Here is a 25,551-nt window from a genome sequence, read left to right on the forward strand (position 1 = left end):
TGTCCATATTCCGGACAAGAAAGGGCAGGGTCTCCCCTGCCCTCTTCTGTTATCAGGCCTCGGCCTTGCCCCACACGTCGCGCAGGGCCACGGTACGGTTGAACACCAGGTGCTCCGGGCTGGAGAGCTTGTTGTCGGCGCAGAAGTAACCTTCACGCTCGAACTGGTAAGCCTGCTCCGGCTTGGCATCCTTGAGGGAAGCTTCCACGCGGGCCCCCTCGATGATCACCAGGGATTCCGGATTCAGGGCCGCTTCGAAGTCCTCTTCGGCGCCCGGGTTCGGCACCTTGAACAGACGGTCGTAGAGGCGCACTTCGGCCGGCAGGGAGTGGGTGGCGCTGACCCAGTGGATAACCCCTTTCACCTTGCGACCATCGGCCGGATCCTTGCCCAGGGTCTCGGGGTCGTAAGAGCAGTAGATGCAGGTGATCTTGCCATCGGCATCCTTCTCGACCCGCTCGGCCTTGATGACATAGGCATTGCGCAGGCGCACTTCCTTGCCCAGCACCAGTCGCTTGAACTGCTTGTTGGCTTCTTCTTTGAAGTCCGCTTCATCGATGAAGATCTCGCGGGTGAAGGGAAGCGTGCGGGTACCCATCTCGGGATTGCTCGGGTGGGCCGGGGCTGTCAGCACTTCGTCGGCGGCCAGGTTTTCGATGACCACCTTGACCGGGTGCAGCACGGCCATGGCGCGCGGGGCATTCTCGTTGAGATCTTCGCGGATGCAGGCTTCCAGCATGCTCATCTCGACGATGTTGTCCTGCTTGGTGACGCCGATGCGCTTGCAGAACTCGCGGATGGAGGCCGGGGTGTAGCCGCGGCGGCGCAGACCGGAGACGGTCAGCATGCGCGGATCGTCCCAACCGTCCACGTGCTTCTCGGTCACCAGCAGGTTCAGCTTGCGCTTGGACATGACGGTGTACTCGAGGTTCAGACGAGAGAACTCGTACTGACGCGGGTGGCAGTCGATGGTGATGTTGTCCAGCACCCAGTCGTACAGGCGACGGTTGTCCTGGAACTCCAGCGTACAGATGGAGTGAGTGATCCCTTCCAGGGCGTCCGAGATGCAGTGAGTGAAGTCATACATCGGGTAGATGCACCACTTGTCACCGGTCTGGTGGTGGTGGGCAAACTTGATGCGATAGATGACGGGATCGCGCATCACCATGAAAGGGGAAGCCATGTCGATCTTGGCGCGCAGGCAGGCGGTGCCTTCGGCAAACTCGCCGTTCTTCATCTTCTCGAACAGGGCCAGGTTCTCTTCCACGCTGCGATCGCGGAACGGACTGTTCTTGCCCGGCGCGGTCAGGGTACCGCGGTATTCACGCATCTGCTCGGCAGAGAGCTCGTCCACGTAGGCCAGGCCCTTCTCGATGAGCTCGATGGCGTAGCCGTGCAGCTTGTCGAAATAGTCGGAGGAGTAGCAGATCTCGCCATTCCACTGGAAGCCGAGCCACTGCACGTCCTGCTTGATGGACTCAACGTACTCGATATCTTCTTTCACCGGGTTGGTGTCGTCGAAGCGCAGGTTGCACTGGCCCTGGTAGTCGCGGGCGATGCCGAAGTTCAGGCAGATGGACTTGGCGTGACCGATATGGAGATAACCGTTCGGCTCGGGCGGAAAACGGGTATGCACGCTCTTGTGCTTACCGCTGGCCAGATCTTCATCAATGATCTGACGAATAAAGTTAGTTGGGCTGTTCGCCTGACTCATGGCTCACCTCAAAAATGCGTCACTGGCGGAAGTTGTGCCGGCTGGCACCCTCATCCCCCCGCCGTCAAGCCGGATATGATCCCTCATTACGCGCCCTGTCTCAACCTGAATTTGCCCGTTTCGGGGTACTGGCGCCGCAAAACGCCCCGCACTGGTGGCCGGTTTGACTGACTGGCGAAAAAAAGACCCCGCACGAGGCGGGGTTCAAGGTGATGAAAAACAAAAACAGACAATACACACACACAACAAAGGCTCACACGCACAGTCAACCTTTCCCAAGCCCGATGGCCATCGTCCTTGGAAAAGGCGGGTCTTGCGACCCACCTTGCGTTATGGATTGAGGGCTATCAGTTCAGCTCGGTGACGCGGCTGGTGCGCTTGCCGTCGAAGCTGGTGGTACGCAGGTAGACCTTGCCATCCACGGTCGGCTTGGCGGCTGCGTCGTAGGCGCTCCAGCTCTTGCCATCCAGGCTGTACTGGATGGGCAGACCCGGCAGATCCACGTTCGCCTCAAGCTTGCCGTTCACCACCTTGGCGCCCGGTACGGAGAGGCGGTATTCCACCCCGGCCTGGTCCAGTTTCGGCAGCACGCGCTGGCCCAGCACGTTGGCAAACTGGTTCCACTCCTTGTTCAGAGTGGCTTTGTTGACGAACTTGGTGGTACCGGAGAACTCGCGGTTCTTCACGTAGTCCAGCTCGAAGCCACCCTTGTGCCAGGCGCGCTCGGCCACGGAGAAGATGCGCGGGTAGACCATGTACTCGTATTGCGCGTCGGTACGCACGGTTTCACTCCACTGCTGACCGGAGATCCCCTTGAACTTGACCGGATCCTGGTCACCCTTGGCCACGAAGGCATTGCCGTCGCGGTCAACCGAAGTCTCGGCGTTCTGCGGCAGGTTTTCCGGGGCGAAGGCGAACACCTTGCGGGTGTCGTTGAAACGGGTTGCCCAGTAGTAACCACGCTCGGCCGGGTGTACCTCGTTCGGGAAGTCGAAGTAGAGGTAATCCGGGTTGGAGAGCACGACGTCATACCCTTTGTGCGCCCACTTCATCGCTTCGTTGAAGCCACCCCAGTAGAGGGTTTCCCAGAAGTTGACCCGGGTCTTGTCGGTGGCGAAGTCCTTGGCACTGTTGGCGTACTTCAGACCATCTTCCCACGCCTGCAGGGTGGAGAAGCCGTGGCCCTTGACCATCTCGCTCACTTCCTTGGCAAAGAAGACCGGCAGCTCGGCCACGTCCTTGATCTTGCCCTCATCCACCATCTTCTGGCACATGGGGGACTTGCCGAACGGCTTGTCCTGCTTGCTGGAGTCGACGTTGCCCTTCCAGGCCACCAGATCTTCTTTCTTGGTGACGGCAGGATCCTGATAACCACCGCCCTGCATGATGTTCTTCGCCTCGTCACCACCGTAGTGCCAGGCAGTCAGCGGCTGGCCGGCGGCCTGGTGCATCTGGGCCACTTCATCCATCACCTTGGCCACGAAGGTGGCGGCTCCCGGCTGGCAGGGATTGATGAAGGACATCTTGTCGTAGAACTGAACCGAGGTGACGTTGGACGTATCGTTCGGGTCGGTCAGGCGGAACTGGTTCGCTTCGGCCTCTTTACCTTCAGCCATCAGACGCTTGTAACGCGCTTCCATGGAGACCACGGCGGCACGGGCGTGGGCCGGCATGTTGATCTCGGGGATCACGGTCACGCCGCGGGCCTTGGCATAGCGTACCAGGTCGATGTAGTCGGCCTTGCTGTAGAAACCGGAACCCTGGTTGTCGCTGGTCGGGCCTGAGCCCAGCTGCGGCATCAGGCACTTGGTTTCGGACTCGTCATGGCAACGCTGGCTGCCGACGTCGGTCAGCTCCGGCAGGCCCGGGATCTCCAGACGCCAGCCTTCATCGTTGGTCAGGCCAAGGTGCAGCACGTTGAGCTTCATGGCAGACATCTGATCCACCAGCTTCTTCAGGGTCTCGGGACTTCTGAAGTGACGGGCCACGTCGGTCTGCATGCCGCGGTATTCAAAACGCGGGGCATCCTCGACGGTCATCTGGCTCACCAGCTTGTCATTGACCCCCAGCAGGGAGATCAGGGACTGGGCACCCCAGAAAGCGCCGTCAACGTCGTGACCCTGCACCACAGTGCCCTTCTGGCCTATGGTCATGTCGTAGCCTTCGGCCTGCTTGAGCTTGCTGCCGAGCTTGATGGTCACTGGGTAGCCGGTGTCGGAGAGGGTAACACCCAGCTTGGTCAGTTGAGCCTTCAGAGCTTCGGCGCGATCGCTCGGCAGGTCCAGGGCATTGAGCTTGATGGTGGAGAAGTCGACCTGCGGGCCGGCTTTCACTACCTGCTTCATCGGGGTCGGCAGGATCTGGTTGTCGACCTTGCCAGCCGGCAGCAAGGTGCTGGTCTGGTTGGCGGCGAAACGGGTTTCGCTGTTCATCAGGATGTTGTTGTCATCCTTGGTGCGCTTCCAGCCATCGGCTGGCATCGGCTTCTCGTAGGTGGTGGCATCGTCGATGTTGCTCATGCTGGCCAGCACTTTCGGCTCGGCCCCTTCGCTGGCGACATACCAGTTCGGCATGATGTCAGATTCGAACAATACCCAGTACTCCACCACCAGCGGTACTTCGACCGTGGCATCTTTGGCAAAGCCCTGGAACTTCTCGGTCGGCGTCAAACGATAAAGGTCTCCGGTCAGGTGGGTGATGGTGAACTGGTCGTTGTCCACCCGCTGGATGCGACGGATGGAGGAGACATAGATGCTCCAATCCTTGGAGGTGACATCAGCACCGGTGTTGGTCAGGTGCAGCTTGGCAACGCCGCAGCTCGCCCACTCGGAGCCCAGCGCCTGGCAGTCGAGGCCGGCGCCGGCACCGTCGTTGGTGACGACTTCGTACTTGACGACGAGGTTGCTGGCGAGGGCGTCGACCACGGCTTGCTTGGCGGCATCGGCTGCCTGTACCTGGCTGACAAAAACGGTAGACATGGCAATGGCTAACAGAGAATGTTTCAAGTTCATAACTGCTGCTCTCATTTGAAGTAAAGGTTGGATTTTCTTGGCTTTTTTTATATTGGGCCCCGAGGCGGGGCCCTTAGTTATGTCAACAATGGACTTAGACTTGAGGCGAGCTTGGCGCCCGATTAACGCAGGGCCTTCATCTCACCGGCGATGATTTCGGCCAAGGGGCCCAGAATCACCTGCAGGTTCTGCTCACCGAGCTTGACCACACCGGCCGCGCCCAGGGCTTTGAGCTTGCGCTCGTCAACGATGCTGCGGTCTTTCAGGGTCAGACGCAGACGGGTGATGCAGGCATCGATGGTCACCAGGTTCTCCTGACCGCCCAGCACTTCCAGATACTGACGTGCCAGTTCGGTACGGTCGGTAGTCTGAGCCTGTGCCGGTACCGCTTCGTCATCTTCACGACCCGGAGTTTTCAGGTTGAACTTGACGATGACGGCGCGGAACACCACGTAGTAGAGACCGAAGAACACCAGGCCTTGTACCAGCAGCATGTACCAGTGGGTCGCCAGCGGGTTGCGGCTGGAGAGCACCATATCCACCAGACCGGCACTGAAGCCGAAGCCGGCAATCCACTGCATGGAGGCAGCGATGAACACGGACAGACCGGTCAACAGGGCGTGGATGACGTACAGCACCGGAGCCACGAACATGAAGGAGAACTCGAGCGGCTCGGTCACCCCGGTGAAGAAGGCGGCAAAGGCGGCTGCGATCATGATGGACGCAACTTTCTCTTTGTTCTCTTTCTTGGCGGAGTGGTAGATGGCCAGCGCAGCACCCGGCAGACCGAACATCATGATCGGGAAGAAGCCAGCCTGATACATGCCAGTCACACCCACGATGCCCTTGCCGGCATCGATGGAGGATTGGCCGCCCAAGAAGTTCGGGATGTCGTTGATGCCGGCCACGTCGAACCAGAACACGGAGTTCAGGGCGTGGTGCAGACCGACAGGGATCAACAGGCGGTTGAAGAAGGCGTAGATACCGGCGCCAGTGGAGCCCAGGCTGACGATGGATTCACCAAAGCTCACCAGACCACCGTAAATGACCGGCCAAACGGCCATCAGGATGAAGGAGACGACGATCATCACCACTGAGGTCACGATCGGCACCAAACGGCGGCCGGAGAAGAAGGCCAGCGCCTTGTGCAGTTCCACGCTGCTGAAGCGGTTGTAGAGCTCAGCGGCGATGACACCACACAGGATACCGACGAACTGGTTGCTGATCTTGGCAAAGGCAGCCGGAACCTGATCGGCCGGGATACCCTTGATCTGGGCAACGGCGCCCGGGCTCAGCAGCGTGGTCACCACCAGGAAACCGACCAGACCGGCCAGCGCGGCAGAACCGTCTTTGTCTTTGGACATACCATAGGCAACACCGACAGCGAACAGCACGGGCATGCTGTCGATGATGGCTGCGCCGGCCTTGATCAGGAACGCGGCGACAGGACTGCCACCACCCCAGCCATTCGGGTCAATCCAGTAGCCAATCCCCATCAGGATCGCGGCGGCAGGCAATACCGCTACCGGCACCATCAAGGCCCGGCCGATCTTTTGCAAATAACCGAGAATGTTCACGGTTCCTCTCCTTAGTTAATGTTTTTCTAGAAATTAAGTGCTTATCACGTTTGACGCATAAGCCATCAAGGCTTGATTGGCAGTCTAGGGCTTTTATTTCGCTGCGCAAATTAATAAACCTGCAATCGTGATCATTATCACCCAAACGAGATAAAGGTGGCGGATAGATGTGGCTTAGTTCGCAATCTTTATTTACGCTATAAAACAACTTAAATCCGTCCCGCTCTTCTTGCCGCCGACATCCCGGCCGCAACCCGTACAGAGGTATCTACAATGCGCCTGATCCCGTTGAAATCTGCCAGCCAAGTGGGGCTGTGGTCCGCCCGTTACATCGTTGACCGTATCAATGCGTTCAAACCCACTGCCGATCGCCCCTTCGTACTGGGCCTGCCCACTGGCGGCACTCCGCTCAACACCTACAAGCGCCTGATTGAACTACATAAAGCCGGTGAGGTGAGCTTCCAGAACGTGGTCACCTTCAACATGGACGAGTACGTCGGCCTGCCGGAAGACCACCCCGAGAGCTACCACAGCTTCATGCACAACAACTTCTTCAGCCACATCGACATTCGCCCCGAGAATATCAACATCCTCAACGGCAACGCGCCGGATCTGGTGGCCGAGTGCAAGCGCTACGAAGACAAAATCAAGTCCTACGGCAAGATCCACCTGTTCATGGGTGGCGTCGGCAACGACGGCCACATCGCATTCAACGAGCCGGCCTCATCCCTGGCCTCCCGCACCCGGGTCAAGACCCTGACCGAAGACACCCGCATCGCCAACTCCCGCTTCTTTGGCTGCGACATGGAGCAGGTGCCCAAGCTGGCGCTGACCGTGGGTGTCGGCACCTTGATGGATGCGGAAGAGATCATGATCCTGGTGACCGGTCACGGCAAGGCGCAGGCCCTGCAGGCCGCGGTGGAAGGCAGCGTCAACCATATGTGGACCATCTCCACCCTGCAGCTGCATCCGAAGGGAATGATGGTGTGTGACGAGCCCTCCACCATGGAGCTCAAGGTCAAGACTGTGCGCTACTTCCAGCAGCTCGAAGCCGCCAACATCGGCCGTCTGTAAGGAGTCACCATGTACGCATTGACCAACTGCACCCTCTACACCGGCAGCTGCGTGCTGACCGGTTACGGGGTGGTGATCGAGGGCGACCAGATTGTCGCCATCACCCACCAGGCCGAACTGCCGGCCGGCATCGAACAGATTGACCTCAAGGGGGCCAACCTCTGCCCCGGCTTCATCGACGTGCAGCTCAACGGCTGCGGCGGCGTCATGTTCAACGGCCACATCACCACCCAGACCCTGGCGACCATGCAGGCCGCCAATCTGAAATCCGGTACCACCAGCTTCCTGCCGACCCTGATCACCAGTCCGGATGCGGACATGAAGCAGGCCGTCGCCGTCACCCGCGACTACATGGCGGCGCACCCTAACGAAGTCCTTGGCGTACACCTGGAAGGCCCCTACACCAACCTCAAGCGCAAGGGGATCCACCCGGCCGAGCAGATCCGCCAGCCCGCCGACGAGATGATCGACTTCTTCTGCGCCAACGCGGATGCCATCGCCAAGATCACCCTGGCACCGGAGCGCAACAAGCCGGAGCACATCCGCCGGCTGGTGGAGGCCGGCATTCTGGTCTCAGCCGGCCACACCGCCGCCAATTACGATCAGGCCATGGCTGGATTCGACAGCGGCATTCGCTTCGCCACCCACCTCTACAACGCCATGACCCCGACCCTGAACGGCCGCGAGCCGGGTGTGGTGGGAGCCATCTATGATCGCAAGGATGTCTACGCCGGCGTCATCGTCGACGGCCATCACGTGCACTGGGCCAACGTGCGTCTCGCGCACAAGATGCTGGGGGAGCGGCTGGTGCTGGTCACCGACGCGACCGCGCCGGCGGGGGCACCGGAAGGCTTTGAGAAGTTTGATTTTTGTGGCGCAACCGTCTATTTCCGCGATGGTCAGTGCGTCGACGAGAATGGTACACTCGGCGGCTCTGCCCTCACCATGATCGAGGGGGTGGAAAATCTGGTCAAACAGGTCGGATTACCGCTCGATGAAGCACTGAGAATGGCCACCCTGTACCCTGCACGCGCCATTGGATGGGACTCACGTCTCGGTAGTATCCAGGTCGGAAAAATAGCCAACCTGACTGTCTTTGATCAGGCCTTCACGGTCTGCGGGACCGTGGTTAACGGACACTACACAACACAGTGACACTATGACTGGCGGACAAATAGCAAACGTAGATCTTATCAAGCAGGTCAACAGTGCAGCCGTGTATCGGCTCATCGACCTGCAGGGGCCCATCTCGCGGGTCAAAATTGCCGAGTTGAGTCAGCTGGCCCCGGCCAGCGTGACCAAGATCACCCGGCAACTGATCGAGCATGGCCTGATCAAGGAGACCTCGCCGCAAGCCTCCACCGGTGGACGGCGCGCCATCTCCCTGACCACCATCAAGCATCGCTTCCAGTTTGTGTCCGCCAAGCTGGGTCGCGGCTACCTGCAGCTGAGTCTCTATGATCTCGACGGCAAGGAGCTCGACCAGCATGTAACCCAGGTGACCGAGATCGAGCAACAGCCGGTGGTCGACATGCTGCTGCGGGAGATCGGTGCCTTCATCGACTCCCAGCAGGATCGCAGCCGCAACCTCATCAGCATCGCGCTGACCATGCCGGGCCTGGTCAATCCGGAATCGGGCATGGTCATCTACACCCCCAAGTACCAGATCCGCAATCTGGCGCTGGCCAAGCTGTTGGAAAACCACTTCAACCTGCCCTGCTACGTGGGCAACGACACCCGCTCGCTGGCACTGGCCGAGCACTTCTTCGGCGAGTCCCGCGACTGCATGGACTCCATTCTGGTGAGCGTCCATCAGGGGGCGGGCTCGGGTATCATCACCAAGGGCAAGGTATTCCTCGGCCAGAACCGCAACGTCGGCGAGATCGGCCACATCCAGGTCGAGCCGCTCGGCAAGCGCTGCCACTGCGGCAACTTTGGTTGTCTGGAGACCATCGCCTCCAACGAGGCCATCGTCGACAAGGTGAAGGAGCTCATCAGCCGCGGCCACCTGAGCTCGCTGCAGGAGAAGCACATCACCATCCAGGAGGTGTGCAAGGCAGCCATGGCCGGTGACGAGCTGGCCCGCAGCGTGATCGAGAACGTGGGTGAGCATCTGGGGCGGGCGGTGGCCATCACGGTCAACCTGTTCAACCCGCAGAAGGTGCTGATCGCCGGCGAAATCACCGCCGCCGAAGAGATCCTGTTCCCGGCCATCCGCCGCTGCGTGGAGCACCAGTCCCTGCCAAGCTTCCATCGTGGCCTGCCCATCGTGAAGGCGCGCTTCCAGAACCAGCCCACCGTCGGCGGTTTCGCGCTGGTGAAGCGGGCCCTGCTGGAAGGGGATCTGCTGCAGATCATCATGGAGCAGAAGTAAGGCCCCGGCCTTGCGAGAAAAAAACGGCAGCCAGTGGCTGCCGTTTTTTTATTGGTCGCTTTCGCCGGTTCACCCCGCCCGGCACGGCTTGAACAGATCCAGCGCGCCGTTGTAGACCTGGGTCTGCACATCCATGATCCCCAGCATGGCGCGGGGCAACAGGTTGTCGTGCCGCTCAACCTTTCTGGCCCATTCACCCCGCCCGGCACGGCTTGAACAGATCCAGCGCGCCGTTGTAGACCTGGGTCTGCACATCCATGATCCCCAGCATGGAGTGGAACAGGTTGTCATGGGAGAAGCGCTTGCCGGCCGCCTCCTGCTGCAGACAATCCAGATCTAGCTTGCGATCCGCCTGCAACTGGGGGGAGAACCAGGTCATCAGCGGCACCCGGGTCTGATCGTCCGGCGCGAACTTGTAGGGGGTGCCGTGCAGGTAGAGCCCCATGGCGCCCAGAGATTCGCCGTGATCCGACAGATAGACCAGCCCCACGTTGTAATCCTTCTCCAGCGTCTTGAGCTTGTCGATGAGACGGGCCACCACCTTGTCTGTGTAACGGATGGTGTTGTCATAGGTGTTGACCAGCTCTTCATTGGTGCAGTTCTCGATGTCGCTGCGCGGGCAGTCCGGCACGAAGGTCCGTTCACTGGCGGGATAGCGGCGATAGTAGGTCGGGCCGTGGCTGCCCATCAGGTGGAAGGCCACCAGCTTGTTGCCCTTCATCTGCGCGATCTGCCGATCCAGCCCCTCCAGCATCACCTCGTCGTAGCAGGATCCCTTCTGGCAGTACTGGGGAAAATCCTTGGCCTCGATCTCGATGGTGGGCACGTTCTTGCACACTCCCTTGCAGCCGCCGTCGTTCTCCTTCCACAGCACGGAGACACCGGCGTGCTGCAGCACATCCAGCATGCCGTCACGGGACTCGGCCAGGGTATCGTCATAGCCGCGCCGCGTCAGGTTGGAGAACATGCAGGGCACCGAGACCGCGGTGGCGGTGCCGCAGGAGCGCACGTTGCGAAACGAGACCATGCCCGCTTCCCTCGCGGTGAAGCTGTTGGTGGCCTTGCCGTAACCGTTGAGGGAGTAGTTCTGGCTGCGCGCCGTCTCCCCCACCACCAGGAACATCAGGGTCGGCTTGCTGCCCTGCCCCACCACCCTGGCGTCCGTGCCCAGCTGCTGATACGGGATCGGGGTGGCGAACAGGATGTCGGTGGCGTAACGATAGAGGCCGTGCACGTAGTTGGCGGGCACTATCTCCTTGCCGAGGGACTTGTTGTTGCGCCCGACCGAGGCGTAATCCTGGTAATAGAGGGCGGCCACCCCCACCAGAAACAACAAGGAGAGGACGATGGAGCCGAGCCGCAGGCCCAGCCCCTTGTACCAGGGACGGGGATATTCAATCTTCACCCACAGCAGGGCCAAGGCCGGCAGCAGGCCGGTCAGCGCGAACCAGAGCAACACGGAACCATTGAGGTAGGAGGCTGCCTCCCCGCTGTTGGTCTCGACGATGTTCTGCACCATGCTCACGTCGAAGATGACCCCGTATTTCAGCATGGCGTAGCTGACCACGGATCCCATCAGGATCAGCAGCACAAAGAAGGGCTTGAGCAGATAGCGAAAGGTAAAGGGCAGGAACACCGCGTTGAGCGCGGCCAGCAGCACGAAGGGGATCGAGACGACGAAGCCCGTCTTGACGTGTTCCAGCTTGGTAAGAATGGTGTAGAAGTGGAGGAAAATGGGCCAGTTGAAGAGCAGTGCAAACAGCAGCACCAACAACAGATTCACCTTCATCACACCCAAGGTGATACGCATAACGATACTCCGACAAACCAGACAAGACAGGGGGCCTGGCAACAGCCCCTCTTTGGATCTTCCGCGCCGGCGCCCTCTTCCCGAGGTGCAGACCGGCCGTGGGCGCGAGGGCCCCGGGACGCAGGCAGGGTAGAAAACCAAACTTAAGGGAGAATTAAGGCGGGGCCTGTTCTGGCCGAAAGGCGGGTCTATGCGGGTTATACGGATGAAAAAAAACGGCAGCCAAGGCTGCCGTTTCGAGGAATATTGCCGACCTGATTACAGGGTGGCGGCAACTTCGTCGGAGATGGAACCGTTGTGGTACACCTCCTGCACATCGTCCAGATCTTCCAGCATGTCGATGAGGCGCATCAGTTTCGGCGCGGTCTCGGCATCCAGCTCCGCTTCGGTGGAGGGGATCATGGTCACTTCGGCGCTCTCGGGCTTGAAGCCGGCGGCTTCCAGACCGTCCAGCACGGTGCCGAAGTCGTTCGGGGTGGTGTACACCTCGATGGTGCCATCTTCTTCGGTCACCACGTCGTCGGCACCCGCTTCCAGGGCGGCGTCCATCAGGGCATCTTCATCGGCGCCCACGAAGGTCAGTACACCCTTCTTGGTGAACAGGTAGGCCACGGAGCCATCGGTACCCAGGTTGCCGCCGCACTTGCTGAAGGCGTGACGCACTTCGGCCACGGTGCGGTTGCGGTTGTCGGTCAGGCACTCCACCATGACGGCGGAGCCGGCCGGGCCGTAACCTTCGTAGACGATGGTTTCGAGCTGCTCGCCGTCACCACCGCCGGCCCCACGGGCGATGGCACGGTTGATGGTGTCACGGGTCATGTTGCTGGTCAGGGCCGCCGCCACCGCCGCACGCAGGCGCGGGTTGTTGGCAGGATCCGCATCACCGAGACGCGCGGAGGTGGTGATTTCGCGGATCAGCTTGGTGAAGATCTTGCCGCGCTTGGCGTCTTGCGCCGCCTTGCGGTGTTTGATGTTGGCCCATTTACTGTGACCTGCCATAGGGACTCTCCGTTATAGTTTGAAATTTCAGTAACACAGGTTGCGACTACCCGGGGAAACGGGAAAGGCCGCATTGCTGCGGCCCTGGTTGCCGATAAAGGCTTATTCGTCACCCTTGACGGTGGTCGCAATCGCCAGCTCGCCCAGCTGGGTCGGGTTGGCAAAACTGGGGGCGTCGGTCATCAGACAGGCGGCCGCCGTGGTTTTCGGGAAGGCAATCACGTCCCGAATGTTCTCGGTACCGGTCAGCAGCATGCTGAGGCGGTCCAGACCGAAGGCCAGACCGGCGTGCGGCGGGGTACCGTACTTCAGGGCATCCAGCAGGAAGCCGAACTTCAGGCGCTGCTCGGCCGGGGTGATCCCCAGGATGTCGAACACGGTGGCCTGCATCTCGCTGTTGTGGATACGGACAGAACCGCCACCCACTTCGTAGCCGTTGATCACCATGTCGTAGGCGTTGGCGTAAGCGCCTACCGGGTTGGCTTTCAGCTGCTCCGGGCTCAGGCCGCTCGGCGCGGTGAAGGGGTGGTGCATGGCAGCCAGACCGCCTTCGCCATCTTCCTCGAACATCGGGAAGTCGATGACCCACAGCGGCTTCCAGCTGTTCTCCAGCAGGCCCAGATCGCGGCCCACTTTCAGACGCAGGGCGCCCATGGCATCGCACACCACTTTCTTGGAGTCGGCGCCGAAGAAGATGATGTCGCCGTCAGCTGCGCCGGTGCGGGCCAGGATCTCGCGCACGATGGCGTCGGAGAGGAACTTGGCCACCGGGGATTGTACCCCTTCGATGCCGTTGGCCGCTTCGTTGACCTTCATCCAGGCCAGGCCCTTGGCACCGTAGATGCCGACGAACTTGGTGTACTCGTCGATCTGCTTGCGAGAGAGCTCCGCGCCGCCCGGTACTTTCAGGGCGGCCACACGGCCTTTCGGATCGTTGGCGGGGCCGGCGAACACGGCGAATTCGACCGCGGTCAGCAGATCTGCCACATCCACCAGCTCCATCGGCAGACGCAGGTCCGGCTTGTCGGAGCCGTAGCGACGCATGGCTTCGTCGAAGGTCATGATCGGGAAGTCGCCCAGATCCACGTTCAGGATGTGCAGCCACAGTTTGCGGATCATCTCTTCCATGATTTCACGCACTTGCGGCGCGGTCATGAAGGAGGTCTCCACGTCGATCTGGGTGAATTCCGGCTGGCGGTCGGCACGCAGGTCTTCGTCGCGGAAGCACTTGACGATCTGGTAGTAACGGTCGAAGCCGGACATCATCAGCAGCTGTTTGAACAGCTGCGGGGACTGCGGCAGGGCGTAGAACTTGCCCTTGTGCACGCGGCTCGGCACCAGGTAGTCACGAGCCCCTTCCGGGGTGGCCTTGGTCAGCATCGGGGTCTCGATGTCGAGGAAGCCGTGCTCGTCCATGAAGCGGCGCACGAAGGCGCTGGCCTTGGCGCGGGTCTTCAGGTACTTGGCCATCTCGGGGCGACGCAAGTCCAGGTAGCGATACTTGAGGCTCACCTCTTCGCTGTTGACCTGGTTGAAGTCCAGCGGCAGCGGCTCGGCACGGTTGATTATGGTCAGCTCGTGGGCAAACACCTCGATGGCGCCGGTGGCCATGTCGCTGTTGCGCTGGGAGTCGGGACGGGTGCGCACCACGCCGGAGACCTGAATGCAGAACTCGCCGCGCAGTTCGGAGGCTAGGGCGAAGGCGTCCGGCTTGTCCGGATCGAAGAACACCTGGACGATGCCCTCGCGGTCACGCATATCGATAAAGATGAGGCCGCCCAGATCGCGACGACGATGGACCCAACCGCACAATGTAATGGTCTGCCCTGCATGGGCCTCATTGACCTGTCCGCAATAGATAGAGCGCATGGACTTCTTCCTTCGAAATTGTAGAGAGACGGTTAACCTGGGTCGCCGGGCACGACTGGCAAGCACCGTCTGTCTCACAGCTGGCCAGATCCTGCTTCTTGCCCGGTTTGAAATCTGTCTCGTACCGTCCGACCGCCGGGATCGGACACCTGCCGCCGATATCGGCTCGACCAGAGGCGGCTGACAAGCGGCCGGGTTGTCGGGCGGAGGGCATCGGCAAGCGATTGTTGTTTGGCCGCATCATGGCCGCTGCCGTCGTCACAATATGCGTACAGCGGCGTGAGTCACAACAAATTGGCAAACAAAAGGGCTGGCATTATAGAGGAAAACCCCCATTTGGGTAAAATGGCCAGCAGCCTCCTTTGCCCTGTTTTTTACATCCCGGGGCAAAAAAAGGGGAAAATCGAGACAAACCCGCAGACAGGATCCCTCATGAGCCTCTTTTTGGGCCTGCCACAATGGTCACATCCGGCCTGGCCCGGTCACTTGCTGGGGGTGGGCGCCAAGCCCGCCGAGCACCTCGCCCACTATGCCCGGGTCTTCAACACAGTGGAAGGCAATACCACCTTCTACGCCTCGCCGACCCCCGACACGGTCCGGCGCTGGGCCGATGCGGTGCCAGCTGGCTTTCGTTTCAGCTTCAAGTTTCCGCAGGCCATCAGCCACCAGAGCGATCTGGTGAGCGCCGACAAGCAAGTGTGCGACTTCATCCGCCTGCTGGCCCCCCTGCATGACAAGCTGGGGTTGCTCAAGCTGCAGCTGCCTGCCCGCTTTGGACCCGAAGGGCTGCCCCGCCTGCAGGCCTTCTTCGAGCGCCTGCCGGGGGAGTTTCGCTACGCCCTCGAGGTGCGCCACCCCGATTTCTTCGCCAAGGGCGAGGCGGAACGGCAGCTGAACCGGCTGCTGATGGAGAGAGGCATCAACCGCATCATGCTCGACAGCCGGCCGCTCTTCTCGGTGCCCGCCACCTCGGCGGCCATGATCGATGCCCAGGGCAAGAAGCCGAGGCTGCCGGTGCACCTGCTGGCCACCGCCGATGCCCCCGTGGTACGGCTCATCGGCCTGCCACATCCCGAGGACAACCACCCCTTCCTGCCAGGCTGGCTCCCTCACTGGCGTCAGTGGCTGGCAGAGGGAAAAGATCTCTACCTCTTTCTACATACTGCCGACAACGCCCAAGCTCCCGAACTGGCCCGTCAGGTGGCTCGCCTGCTGGGGCAGGAGATGGCCCCTTGGCCGGGGGAAAACGATCGCGCGCGCCAGGGCGTGCTGCCCTTTTGAGCGGCGCTTTCACCGCCCCCGCTGCGGCGCGAAAAAAAGCCGTTTTTTTCTGATCTGACGGGGCTTGGCGTCAAGACAAACGGCTGCCTTTCCTCTACACTAGCGCCCCATGCAAGGACCCGGTCTGCCCGCCCATCGCACTTGATTGCAGGCGAGCATCCGGCTCCGGTAACAGGGCCCCGACGCCCCTTGACGACAACCGCTTGTCGCCCAGGGCGCAGCCCATCAAAAGGACCAGGATGATGGTCCATTGCGAACGGAAGCGGCCCGATGGATCTCAAGGCCCGCCACCCCGTTCGTGAACCGGTGACGACACGACCCGGATGGGTGTCACCCAACGATTCAATTGAACAAAACAGTCGGTTCGCGCACCGGCTGTCAGGTTGCGCCAGCATGCACGATCAGATTTTTGCCGCCCCCATCGCCCGATTGGGGGATTTTTGCTTTGACGAACAGGTCGTCGATGTCTTTCCCGACATGATCCAGCGCTCGGTGCCGGGTTACAGCAACATCATCTCCGCCATCGGCATGATGGCCGCCCGCTACGCCCAGCCCGAGAGCCGACTCTACGATCTCGGCTGCTCCCTGGGTGCCGCCACCCAGGCGATGCGTCGCCATGTTGCCCAGCCCGGCTGCCGCATCACGGCGGTGGATCTCTCCCACCCCATGATAGAGCGGGCCCGCGCCCACCTTTCAGGCTTCAAGTCCGAGGTGCCGGTGGAGCTCATCGAGGCGGACATCTGCGACATCGAGATTGAGAACGCCTCCGTGGTGGTGCTCAACTTCACCCTGCAGTTCGTCGCGCCCGAGCAACGGGCCGCCCTCATCCAGCGCATCTTTGACGGCCTGCGCCCGGGCGGGATCCTGATCCTCAGCGAGAAGTTCCGCTTCGAGGACGAGCAGGTCAACGAGCTGCTCATCGACCTGCATCTCGACTTCAAGCGCGCCAACGGTTACAGCGAGCTGGAGATCAGCCAGAAACGCACCGCCCTTGAGAACGTGATGCGCACCGACAGCCTGCCGGTACATCAGGCCCGTCTGCGAGAGGCCGGCTTCGTCCATCAGGATCTCTGGTTCCAGTGCTTCAACTTCGGCTCCATGATCGCCATCAAATCGAGCGAGCCTGCCCAGCCATGATCGACTTTGCCAACTTCTATCAACTGATCGCCAAGAACCGGCTGAGCCACTGGCTGCACACCCTGCCCGCCCAGCTGCACGCCTGGCAACACGACAACCAGCACGGCGATCTGCCACGCTGGAACCGTGCCCTCAACAAGCTGCCGCAGGTGGCCCCCGGCCACGTCGAGCTGACCAGCCGGGTCGAAATCGGCTCGGCCGAGAGCCTCGGCGAAGGGGAACGCAAGAAGGTGGAGAGCCTGCTGCGCCACTTCATGCCCTGGCGCAAGGGCCCGTTCACGGTGCACGGCATCCACATCGACACCGAGTGGCGCTCCGACTGGAAGTGGGATCGGGTGCTGCCCCACATCAGCCCGCTTGCCGGCCGCTACGTGCTGGACGTGGGCTGCGGCAGCGGCTACCACCTCTGGCGCATGGTGGGTGAAGGGGCCAAGCTGGCGGTCGGCATCGATCCGAGCCCGCTGTTCCTGTGCCAGTTCGAGGCCATTCGCCACTTCGCGGGCAACGACCAGCGCGCCCACCTGCTGCCGCTCGGCATTCAGGAGCTGCCGGAGCTGCGGGCATTTGACACCGTCTTCTCCATGGGGGTGCTCTATCACCGCAAATCCCCCATCGAGCACATCGAGCAGCTGCGCAACCAGCTCAAGGACGACGGTGAGCTGGTGCTGGAGACCCTGGTGATCGACGGCGGCGTCAACGACGTGCTGATGCCCACCGATCGCTACGGCAAGATGCGCAACGTCTGGTTCATTCCTTCCAGCGCGGCGCTCAAGCTGTGGGTCGAGCGCTGCGGGTTCACCGATGTACGGATCGTTGACGAGAATATGACCAGCACGGACGAACAGCGTCGTACCGACTGGATGATTAATGAATCCCTGAGTGATTATCTGGATCCAGCCAATCCGGCACTCACGGTAGAAGGACACCCGGCACCCAAACGTGCCGTACTGATTGCCAGAAAGGCCAAAGACTAGCCGATGGCCGCGGTGGAAGTTACACTGACCCAATTCCAGGAAGCACAGTTAAATGAATGACATGAAAAGCAAATTAAAAGGAATGACCCTGCTCTCCCTGCTCAGTCTCGGCGGGTGTGTCACGATGGAAAAAGCGCCCCCGGTACCTACCCTGACGCTGGCCGAGCTTCGCAACGAGATCAATCTGAGCGAGCAGCGCCTGCAAACATCCATGGAACAGCAACAGAAGCAGTATGTGCAACAACAGCACCTGCTGGTTCAGCTCAACACTGATGTCAACAACATGAAAGAGTCCGTGAACAAAGTCGGCAGCAAGCTGGAACACCTGCCGCCCGAGCCGCCCAAACCCATGGCGATCCCGACCGAGAAGTGCCAGGCGCCGAGCCAGGGTCACACCGTCGACGGCAAGCTGCTGGTCGGCGAGGCGGAGTGGATCTGGGTTGACGCGGCCAACGACGCCTTCCAGGCACGGGTCGATACCGGTGCCACTACCTCCTCCATCAGCGCCCAGGACATCACCATCTTCGAGCGCAACGGCAAGAACTGGGTGCGTTTCTTCCTGAGCCATCAGGAGATGGACGACAAGATCCAGATTGAAGCGCCGCTGGTGCGCCACGTGCGGGTGCGTCAGGCCTCCGCCGACGATCTGGACCGCCGCCCTGTGGTACGCCTGGCGGTACGCATCGGCGACATGACCGAGAAGGCCGAATTTACCCTGAAAGATCGCAGCGACATGGCCTTCCCCGTGCTGCTTGGTCGTGAATTCCTGAAAGACATCGCCGTGGTTGATGTGGCCCGCGAATATATCCAACCAAAACCCAAGCTCAAGGATGTGAAATAATCCATGGTTTCCCGTAAGCCGTTCTATTTGCTGGTTGCCCTGCTGTACATTGTCGGCTTGGGGATAACGTTCTATCACCACATCGCGCTGGACGTACCGCTCACGCCGGGTGAAAAACGCCAGATCTGGTCCATCGAAGCCAAGCTGGAGTTCGAGGCCACCGGCGAGCCGGTGATCGCCTCCCTGGCCATTCCGGGCACCCAGCCCGGCTTCACCCTGATGAACGAGAACGCTGCGAGCCCGGGTTACGGCCTCTCCTTCGTCGAGAAGGATGGCGATGCCCGTGCCGAGTGGTCCATCCGCACCGCCTCCGGCCGCCAGGAGCTCTACTACCGCGTCGACATGATGGCCGATGCCCACGCCAAGCCGGCTGCCAACCCGCAGCCGCCGGCCATCGAGAAGCAGATAGAAAGCGAGCCCTACGCTACCGCCATGCAGCAGATCCTGGAGCGTGCCCAGGAGCGTTCCGCCGACGGCTACACCCTGACTCGCGAGATCATCAAGGAGATCGAGAAGCAGGAGCAAAACGCCGAGCTGCTGAAGAAGCACAAGAGCCGTGCCAACCTGATCGCCGAGCTGCTCAACAACGCCGACGTACCGGCCCGTGTCGTCCATGCCCTGAGTCTGGAAGATGGTCGCCGTCGTCAGGAGCTGGTGGATTACCTGCAGGTGTTCAACAGCCCGACCGACTACAAGCTGTTCAACCCGCAAACCGGTGAACAGGGTCGCCCGGCCAACCTGCTGCTGTGGGAGTACAACTCCGGCGCCCTGCTGGATGTGACCGGTGGCCACAACTCCAAGGTAAGCTTCTCGATGATCGCGCAGGAGCAACCGGTGAGCGTGGCGCTGGCCCAGAAGTTTGAAAAATCGGAGATGATGAACTTCTCCATCCACAGCCTGCCGCTGGAAGAGCAGACCCTGTTCAAGGGCCTGCTGCTGATCCCCATCGGCGTGCTGATGGTGGTGTTCCTGCGGGTCATCGTCGGTATCAAGACCTCGGGTACCTTCATGCCGGTGCTGATCGCGGTCGCCTTCATCCAGACCCAGCTGATCACCGGTCTGGTGGGCTTCCTGCTCATCGTCGGCACGGGTCTGGTGATCCGCTCCTACCTGTCGCGGCTCAACCTGCTGCTGGTGGCGCGGATATCGGCCATCATCATCATGGTGATCTCGATGATCGGCATCTTCTCGGCGTTCGCCTTCAAGCTGGGGCTGACCGACGGCATGAAGATCACCTTCTTCCCGATGATCATCCTCTCCTGGACCATCGAGCGGATGTCCATCCTGTGGGAAGAAGAGGGTCCGAAAGAGGTGTTCCGCCAGGGCGGCGGCTCCCTGCTGGTGGCCATCATCGCCTACCTGGCCATGGACAACGAACTGATCCGCCACCTCACCTTCAACTTCCTCGGTCTGCAGCTGGTGCTGATGGCGACCGTGCTGTTGATGGGTAACTACACCGGCTACAAGCTGAGCGAGCTCAAGCGCTTCAAGCCGCTGGTGGACGAGATGCGCTCCGGTGCCACCCCGGGTAAGGACAAGTAACAGATGTGGTTCTGGGAAAAGTACACCACCCCGTGGAGCCTGTCTCAGTCAGGCATCCTCGGCATGAACAAGCGCAACCACTCCTACATCAGCCGCTATAATCCGCGCAGCCTCTATCCGCTGGTGGATGACAAGCTGCAGACCAAGCGCATCGCGCTGGATGCGGGAGTAACGGTGCCGGAACTGATCGGCACCATCCGTGCCCAGCACGACGTGAGTCGCATCACCGAGCTGGTGAAGGATTGGCCGGGCTTCTGCATCAAGCCGGCGCGCGGTTCCGGCGGCAAGGGGATCCTGGTGATCCTGCGCCAGGAGGACGGCCTCTTCTACAAGCCGAACGGCAGCGCCAGCAACGGCCAGGATCTGGAGCGTCATGTATCCAACATCCTGGCAGGGCTCTACTCATTGGGCGGCAAGCCCGACGTGGCGCTGGTGGAAGGGCTCATCAACTTCGATGACGTGTTCGACGGCTACTCGTTTGAAGGGGTCCCCGATTCGCGGGTGATCATCTTCAAGGGCTTCCCTGTGATGGCCATGATGCGCCTCTCCACCGCCGCCTCCGACGGCAAGGCGAACCTGCACCAGGGCGCCGTGGGGGTGGGTCTGTGCCTGCGCACCGGCCGCGCCCTGCGGGCGGTACAGTTTGGTTCACCCATCCGCCACCATCCGGACACCGGCCTCGATCTGTACGATCTCAAGGTGCCCCACTGGGACACCTTGCTGACTCTGGCGGCCTCCTGCTACGAGATGTCGGGCCTCGGCTACATCGGGACCGACATGGTACTGGACAAGTTCCGCGGCCCCATGCTGCTGGAACTCAACGCCCGTCCGGGCCTTGCCATCCAGATCGCCAACGGCCGCGGCCTGGTGCCCAACCTCAAGACCATCGAGAAGCTGGGCCAGGTGAAGATGAACGTGGAGCAGCGGGTCAACTTCGCCAAGGATCACTTCGGTATCTTTGACGAGTAGTCCGGAGATGGATGACAAAAGCGCGCCAAAGGGCGCGCTTTTTTATGCCTGCTCTTTACTGGCCTTTAGCAACGGCAGAGCGGCTGAAGAGTCATTCGAAAAATGGCCATAAAAAAACCGATGCCTGGGCATCGGTTTTTCACTATCCGGTGTACCGACCCGATTACAGGGAAGCGGCGTTCTCGGACAGGTACTTGGCAACGCCGTCCGGAGAGGCGGTCATGCCTTTTTTGCCTTTCTCCCACTGAGCCGGGCACACTTCGCCGTGCTCTTCGTGGAACTGCAGGGCGTCGACCATGCGCAGCATCTCGTCGATGTTGCGGCCCAGCGGCAGATCGTTGACAACCTGGTGACGAACGACACCGTTCTTGTCGATCAGGAAGGAGCCACGGAATGCCACGCCGGCTTCCGGATGTTCAACGTCATAGGCTTTGCAGATCTCGTGCTTGATGTCGGCAACCAGCGGGTACTTGACCGGGCCGATGCCGCCGTCTTCGATCTTGGTGTTGCGCCAGGCGTTGTGGGAGAACTCGGAATCGATGGAAACACCGATCACTTCCACGCCACGCTTGTTGAACTCTTCCAGACGGTGATCGAAGGCAATCAGCTCGGAGGGGCAGACGAAGGTGAAATCGAGCGGATAGAAGAACAGGACGGCTGCCTTGCCCTTGATGTGGGATGCCAGGTTGAAGGAGTCAACGATCTGGCCATTGCCCAGAACGGCAGCAGCGGTGAAATCGGGTGCGGGACGGCCTACCAATACCATATTCAATTCCTCTTTATGTGAAGTGAACAATCCTGTCAGGATTGGGCTACCTAGAGCCAAGTCCGTCTAATTAAAGCGACAAACTATAACCCCGATGGTAGATTAGTTAAATCAAATTAAATAGATAGCATTAATCGGGTTTTCCTATGCAACGTTGGCCCAGCCTGAAACAGCTGCAATATCTGGTCGCTCTCGACGAGCACAAGAACTTCAACCGCGCCGCCAAGGCCTGTCATGTCAGCCAGTCGACCCTGAGTACCGGGATCCAGACCCTGGAGGACATGATGAACCTGCAACTGGTGGAGCGGGACCACAAGAGCTTCATTATGACCCCGGTCGGCATGGAAATCGTCGAGCGGGCTCGCAATTTGCTCTCCGATGCGCGGGATCTGATGGAACTCGGCCAGCATCAGGGAGGCGTCATGCACGGCACGGTGCGCCTCGGCTGCATTCCCACCATAGCCCCCTTCCTGCTCAGCAAGCTGCTGCAAGAGTGTGGCAAGACCTATCCTGAGCTGGAATTGTTGCTGCGTGAAGACACCACCACCAACCTGCTCAAACAGCTGGAACAGGGCCAGCTCGACCTGCTGATCCTGGCGCTGCCGGTGGAGATCGGTGGCTTTCACTGCAAGACGGTCGGCCAGGATCCCTTCCACATGGTGATGCCTGCCAGCATGGCGGCCAGCCTGCACACCCCGTTCGACTACAAGGAGCTGCCCAACCAGAGCATCTTCCTGCTGGAGCGGGAGCACTGCCTCACCGAACACGCGGTGAGCGCCTGCCGGCTGCGGGACAAGAGCAAGATCAACCCGTTTGCCGCCACCAGCCTGCACACCCTGGTGCAGATGGTGGGCGCCGGGCTCGGAACCACCTTCCTGCCGCAGATGGCCATCGATGCAGGCATCCTCGACAACACGGATCTGGTGGCCATTCCGCTGCCGGGGGAGCACCCCTACCGCGAGATCGGGCTGGTGTGGCGCCCCAGCACCACCCGGGTGCAGACCTTCTACAAGCTGGCGGAGCTGCTCGCCCCACTCATCGACAACAAGGGCTGAAGCTCACTCCCATAAAAACGCCGGCATTTGCCGGCGTTGTTGTCATGGGCGCAAAGCCTCTCTTGCTCAGTGGCTGGCCGGTGGCCCGAAGATGCGGGTGTAAGAGGTCAGGGTCCGTACGCTCACATTCTGCGGATTGCCGTTTTCGTCGTAGAGCCCCAGCGCTCCGCTCTGCTTGTCGTGACCCAGCAACTGATGGGCACTCAGGTTGCTGAGCGCATCGCTGTCCGCTTTCCACTCCCAGCGCTGACCCAGGCTCAGGCTGCAACTCTGCAGCTGGCCGAGGTTGTTGCCGTCCAGGCAGCGGCGGGTATCCTGCGCACTGACGTAACGGCCGTACTGGTCATAGATGAAGGACTGGGCGGCCGAGGTCTCGTCACAGGTCACCGCGCTCAGACCGTGGTTGGCATCCGCGCTCAGGCAGCGGTTGTCAAAGCCCCCCAGTTGCAGGTTGACCGGGCGACCACCGGTAAACACCGGGTGGTTCCAGTCCACCTTGAAGCTGGTGGATGCCGTCACCCGTCTGCGCTTGTCGGTATCCTCGAAGCCCTGGAAGGAGACATGGGCCCCCACCACGTAGTAGTGCTTGTAGATGCCGGTGTAGATGGGGCGGATGTTGACCGAGGAGTCGATCTTGAACTCGGTGCTGCCCGTCTCGTCCGCCGCGGCCTTGTAGATGACGTCCAGATTCGGCACGAAGCCCTTGTAGCTGAGCGGCTGGATGCGGTTGTGATCCACGTCGTAGCCCATGCCCCAGACGGTGGCCGTCTTGGAGGAGAGCAGGGACTCCGCGGTCGCGTATTGATCGCGCACCCAGCTGAAACTCACCTTCTGGGCGCTCGGCGTCGAGCGTTCGACCCGGTAATCCTGGGTGTTGTAGGCGAGCTGGCGCTGCTGGCTGAACTTGGCCGAGGCCTCCAGCTTGGCCTTGGGCCCATCCTTGTTCACCTCGACCCCGCCGGTGACCCCCACCTCGAAGCCCGAGATCTCGCGATGCTCGTACTTGCTGTTGAGGTTGGTCGGCAGGCTCTTGAGCACCGCCGCCTTGGTGTTGAACGCCTCGATGCTGAAGCGGTAATCCTGGGCGATGGCGTCGGTGGCATAGTCGCGGGCCCAGCCATCCAGCAGCAGGTAGTCCGCGATGTTCTCGCTCCAGCTGAGATCCTCGTTGAGCTGGATGCCGGCACCGGCCGACTCTTCGTCCAGCGAGATCCGCACTATCTTGGCATCCGGCGTGGCGGAGCCGGTGTTGCCAAATTGCAGGGAGCGCTCCAGGTTGACCCGGTAGACCAGCGAGATGTTCGGCGAATCGCAGAACAACCGATCGCCCCGGCTCCAGGTGCGCGAGCGCGGGAAGGTGCACTCGGCATCGCTGATCTTGCGGTTGACGTTGAGGTAGAAGGCCACGTGGGGCAGACCGGCCTCGGCGGCAGGTGGCTGGGTCAGCGAGCGCTTGTGGCGCTTGCCCTGCCCTTCCAGGCTGTCGACCCGCTCCATCACCTGATAGAAGGCCGGGTCATCGATGCCCCCCAGCGGGGTGAACAGCAACTCCCCCTTGTAGCCGGACACCAGTACCCAGTCGGCATCAAAAGAGATGCCGGCCAGCTGCTCCATGGCCTTTCTGGCCTGCTGCCGCTCGGCCTTGTCGGTGACGGCGCTGAAATCGATGAACAGGCGCTCGCCCCGTTCCAGCACCCGCTCGCGCAGCTGATCCCGGGTCATCAGCGACGTCGCCCCCTGCCCCTTCAACCAGACGTCGGCATTGAGGTAAATCAGCCCCTGTTCGGATTGCAGGCTGGCCAGCATGGCGGTGCCCTGGTCGGTACGCTCGCCAATATCTTCGGCCTGCACGCTGCCTGCCAACAAGGCCAGTGCGAGCAGACTGAGAGCGGGAGCTTACGTGATGAATTTGCGTGGTTTTTTGTTTTTCATTGTTATCTCCTTGTCGAATCACGCCAAGCTATTTAAACAGCGAACAAATATGGCATAACCATATTATTCACGGTTATATTTCTTGGCGTTATTCTGCTTGTCTGTCATGACATTCATTATTTTCGCCGTGAATTAACAGCGGTGTGGCGAAGGTATTTATGGTTGACAGAACAAGGATCGCGAGGCGATCTAAGGTGGACGATTCGGCATGCGCCGATGCTATTACACGGGAGTCGCACTCTGATGTCGATCATCCCTCAAGGCTGCCTGACTGCGCCTTGAACCTCGCATGGTACCCATTGGCTTGAACGTAGCGCTCATCGGCCTGAACGATGGCGCAACCGCCAGATGCCGCAGGCATCCTGGTGCGAGGAAACACTCACTGCTATGGACCGGATATCATGGGGCGGCCCTCCTCTGTCTGGTGATATTGTCAGCCAATGCCAGTCATTGACCGAATATTATTATGTGAACCAGTTGCGAGAATATACCCAGAGGTATCTTGTTGTTGGCCGTCATATTGGCGGTGAAAATGGCGGGATCCCTTGCCATTTATTTCATGGCATCATCATAACGAATTAGCCTTGAGACAGACCGTGACACAGATCACGAGGTGACGTCAACAA

The 25,551-nt window shown here is 60.7% G+C and carries 17 protein-coding genes and 1 pseudogene; 10 read left to right on the forward strand and 8 right to left on the reverse strand.

From position 1 onward, the window contains the following. Positions 1–52 precede the first annotated feature (52 nt). From glnS to nagE, 3 genes are all read right to left on the reverse strand, one after another. A complete protein-coding gene (gene glnS, locus CAK78_RS17000) occupies positions 53–1,714 on the reverse strand; it encodes a glutamine--tRNA ligase (protein ID WP_094698053.1) in 1,662 nt (553 codons plus the stop codon). A gap of 347 nt (positions 1,715–2,061) precedes the next feature. Further along, positions 2,062–4,725 carry a beta-N-acetylhexosaminidase gene (locus tag CAK78_RS17005; protein ID WP_094698054.1) on the reverse strand — a complete coding sequence of 888 codons (2,664 nt, stop codon included), beginning with the start codon at positions 4,723–4,725 and terminating at the stop codon, positions 2,062–2,064. Between the two features lie 122 nt (positions 4,726–4,847). Next, a complete protein-coding gene (gene nagE / locus CAK78_RS17010) occupies positions 4,848–6,302 on the reverse strand; it encodes an N-acetylglucosamine-specific PTS transporter subunit IIBC (protein WP_011705424.1) in 1,455 nt (484 codons plus the stop codon). 273 nt (positions 6,303–6,575) lie between these two features. Here nagE and nagB point away from each other — a divergent pair, with 273 nt between their 5' ends. Genes nagB through nagC form a run of 3 tightly spaced genes read left to right on the forward strand, consistent with a single transcriptional unit; the run spans position 6,576 to position 9,750 of the window. Beyond that, entirely contained in the window at positions 6,576–7,376 is an 801-nt protein-coding gene (nagB, locus tag CAK78_RS17015) for a glucosamine-6-phosphate deaminase (RefSeq protein ID WP_094698055.1), read from the forward strand. 9 nt (positions 7,377–7,385) lie between these two features. Continuing rightward, complete coding sequence (gene nagA, locus CAK78_RS17020; RefSeq protein WP_094698056.1) at positions 7,386–8,531, forward strand: N-acetylglucosamine-6-phosphate deacetylase; 1,146 nt, start codon at positions 7,386–7,388, stop codon at positions 8,529–8,531. A 4-nt stretch (positions 8,532–8,535) separates the two neighbouring features. After that, complete coding sequence (gene nagC, locus CAK78_RS17025; protein WP_010634486.1) at positions 8,536–9,750, forward strand: DNA-binding transcriptional regulator NagC; 1,215 nt, start codon at positions 8,536–8,538, stop codon at positions 9,748–9,750. A gap of 193 nt (positions 9,751–9,943) precedes the next feature. On the opposite strand, the gene CAK78_RS17030 is transcribed toward nagC, so the two are convergent. From CAK78_RS17030 to aspS, 3 genes are all read right to left on the reverse strand, one after another. After that, positions 9,944–11,560 (reverse strand): phosphoethanolamine transferase, encoded by a 1,617-nt coding sequence (locus tag CAK78_RS17030; protein ID WP_094698057.1) that lies wholly within the window; start codon positions 11,558–11,560, stop codon positions 9,944–9,946. A 258-nt stretch (positions 11,561–11,818) separates the two neighbouring features. Beyond that, positions 11,819–12,559 (reverse strand): YebC/PmpR family DNA-binding transcriptional regulator, encoded by a 741-nt coding sequence (locus tag CAK78_RS17035; RefSeq protein WP_005299136.1) that lies wholly within the window; start codon positions 12,557–12,559, stop codon positions 11,819–11,821. Between the two features lie 102 nt (positions 12,560–12,661). After that, positions 12,662–14,428, reverse strand: coding sequence for an aspartate--tRNA ligase (gene aspS / locus CAK78_RS17040; protein WP_094698058.1), 1,767 nt, complete (start codon positions 14,426–14,428; stop codon positions 12,662–12,664). 432 nt (positions 14,429–14,860) lie between these two features. Between aspS and CAK78_RS17050 the strand changes: the two genes are divergently transcribed. The 6 genes from CAK78_RS17050 to CAK78_RS17075 all read left to right on the forward strand — a co-directional run bounded on the left by CAK78_RS17050 (position 14,861) and on the right by CAK78_RS17075 (position 21,172). Next, on the forward strand, positions 14,861–15,709 hold the full coding sequence (locus CAK78_RS17050) for a DUF72 domain-containing protein (protein ID WP_094698059.1): 849 nt from the start codon (positions 14,861–14,863) through the stop codon (positions 15,707–15,709). A 393-nt stretch (positions 15,710–16,102) separates the two neighbouring features. Further along, the gene (cmoA, locus tag CAK78_RS17055) at positions 16,103–16,846 is read left to right on the forward strand and encodes a carboxy-S-adenosyl-L-methionine synthase CmoA (RefSeq protein WP_094698060.1); all 744 of its coding nucleotides are present in this window, start codon (positions 16,103–16,105) and stop codon (positions 16,844–16,846) included. Continuing rightward, positions 16,843–17,820, forward strand: coding sequence for a tRNA 5-methoxyuridine(34)/uridine 5-oxyacetic acid(34) synthase CmoB (gene cmoB, locus CAK78_RS17060; RefSeq protein ID WP_010634491.1), 978 nt, complete (start codon positions 16,843–16,845; stop codon positions 17,818–17,820). Before cmoA ends, cmoB begins: the two co-directional genes overlap by 4 nt. A 52-nt stretch (positions 17,821–17,872) precedes the next feature. After that, the gene (locus CAK78_RS17065) at positions 17,873–18,661 is read left to right on the forward strand and encodes an ATP-dependent zinc protease family protein (protein WP_005299122.1); all 789 of its coding nucleotides are present in this window, start codon (positions 17,873–17,875) and stop codon (positions 18,659–18,661) included. A gap of 3 nt (positions 18,662–18,664) precedes the next feature. Further along, on the forward strand, positions 18,665–20,203 hold the full coding sequence (locus CAK78_RS17070; protein ID WP_094698061.1) for an inactive transglutaminase family protein: 1,539 nt from the start codon (positions 18,665–18,667) through the stop codon (positions 20,201–20,203). Positions 20,204–20,206: 3 nt separating this feature from the next. Continuing rightward, positions 20,207–21,172 carry an alpha-L-glutamate ligase-like protein gene (locus CAK78_RS17075; protein ID WP_010634493.1) on the forward strand — a complete coding sequence of 322 codons (966 nt, stop codon included), beginning with the start codon at positions 20,207–20,209 and terminating at the stop codon, positions 21,170–21,172. Positions 21,173–21,335: 163 nt separating this feature from the next. Here the strand turns inward: CAK78_RS17075 and CAK78_RS17080 are convergent, their stop codons facing one another. After that, complete coding sequence (locus tag CAK78_RS17080) at positions 21,336–21,938, reverse strand: peroxiredoxin C (protein WP_005299113.1); 603 nt, start codon at positions 21,936–21,938, stop codon at positions 21,336–21,338. Positions 21,939–22,084: 146 nt separating this feature from the next. Between CAK78_RS17080 and CAK78_RS17085 the strand changes: the two genes are divergently transcribed. Continuing rightward, positions 22,085–22,993 carry a hydrogen peroxide-inducible genes activator gene (locus CAK78_RS17085; RefSeq protein WP_005299110.1) on the forward strand — a complete coding sequence of 303 codons (909 nt, stop codon included), beginning with the start codon at positions 22,085–22,087 and terminating at the stop codon, positions 22,991–22,993. Between the two features lie 66 nt (positions 22,994–23,059). On the opposite strand, the pseudogene ahh1 reads toward CAK78_RS17085, so the two are convergent. Beyond that, a pseudogene (ahh1, locus tag CAK78_RS17090) lies at positions 23,060–24,925 on the reverse strand (hemolysin Ahh1). Positions 24,926–25,551 lie beyond the last annotated feature (626 nt).

The organism is Aeromonas sp. A35_P (assembly GCF_002259925.1).
In the GTDB taxonomy this organism is placed as follows: domain Bacteria; phylum Pseudomonadota; class Gammaproteobacteria; order Enterobacterales; family Aeromonadaceae; genus Aeromonas; species Aeromonas dhakensis.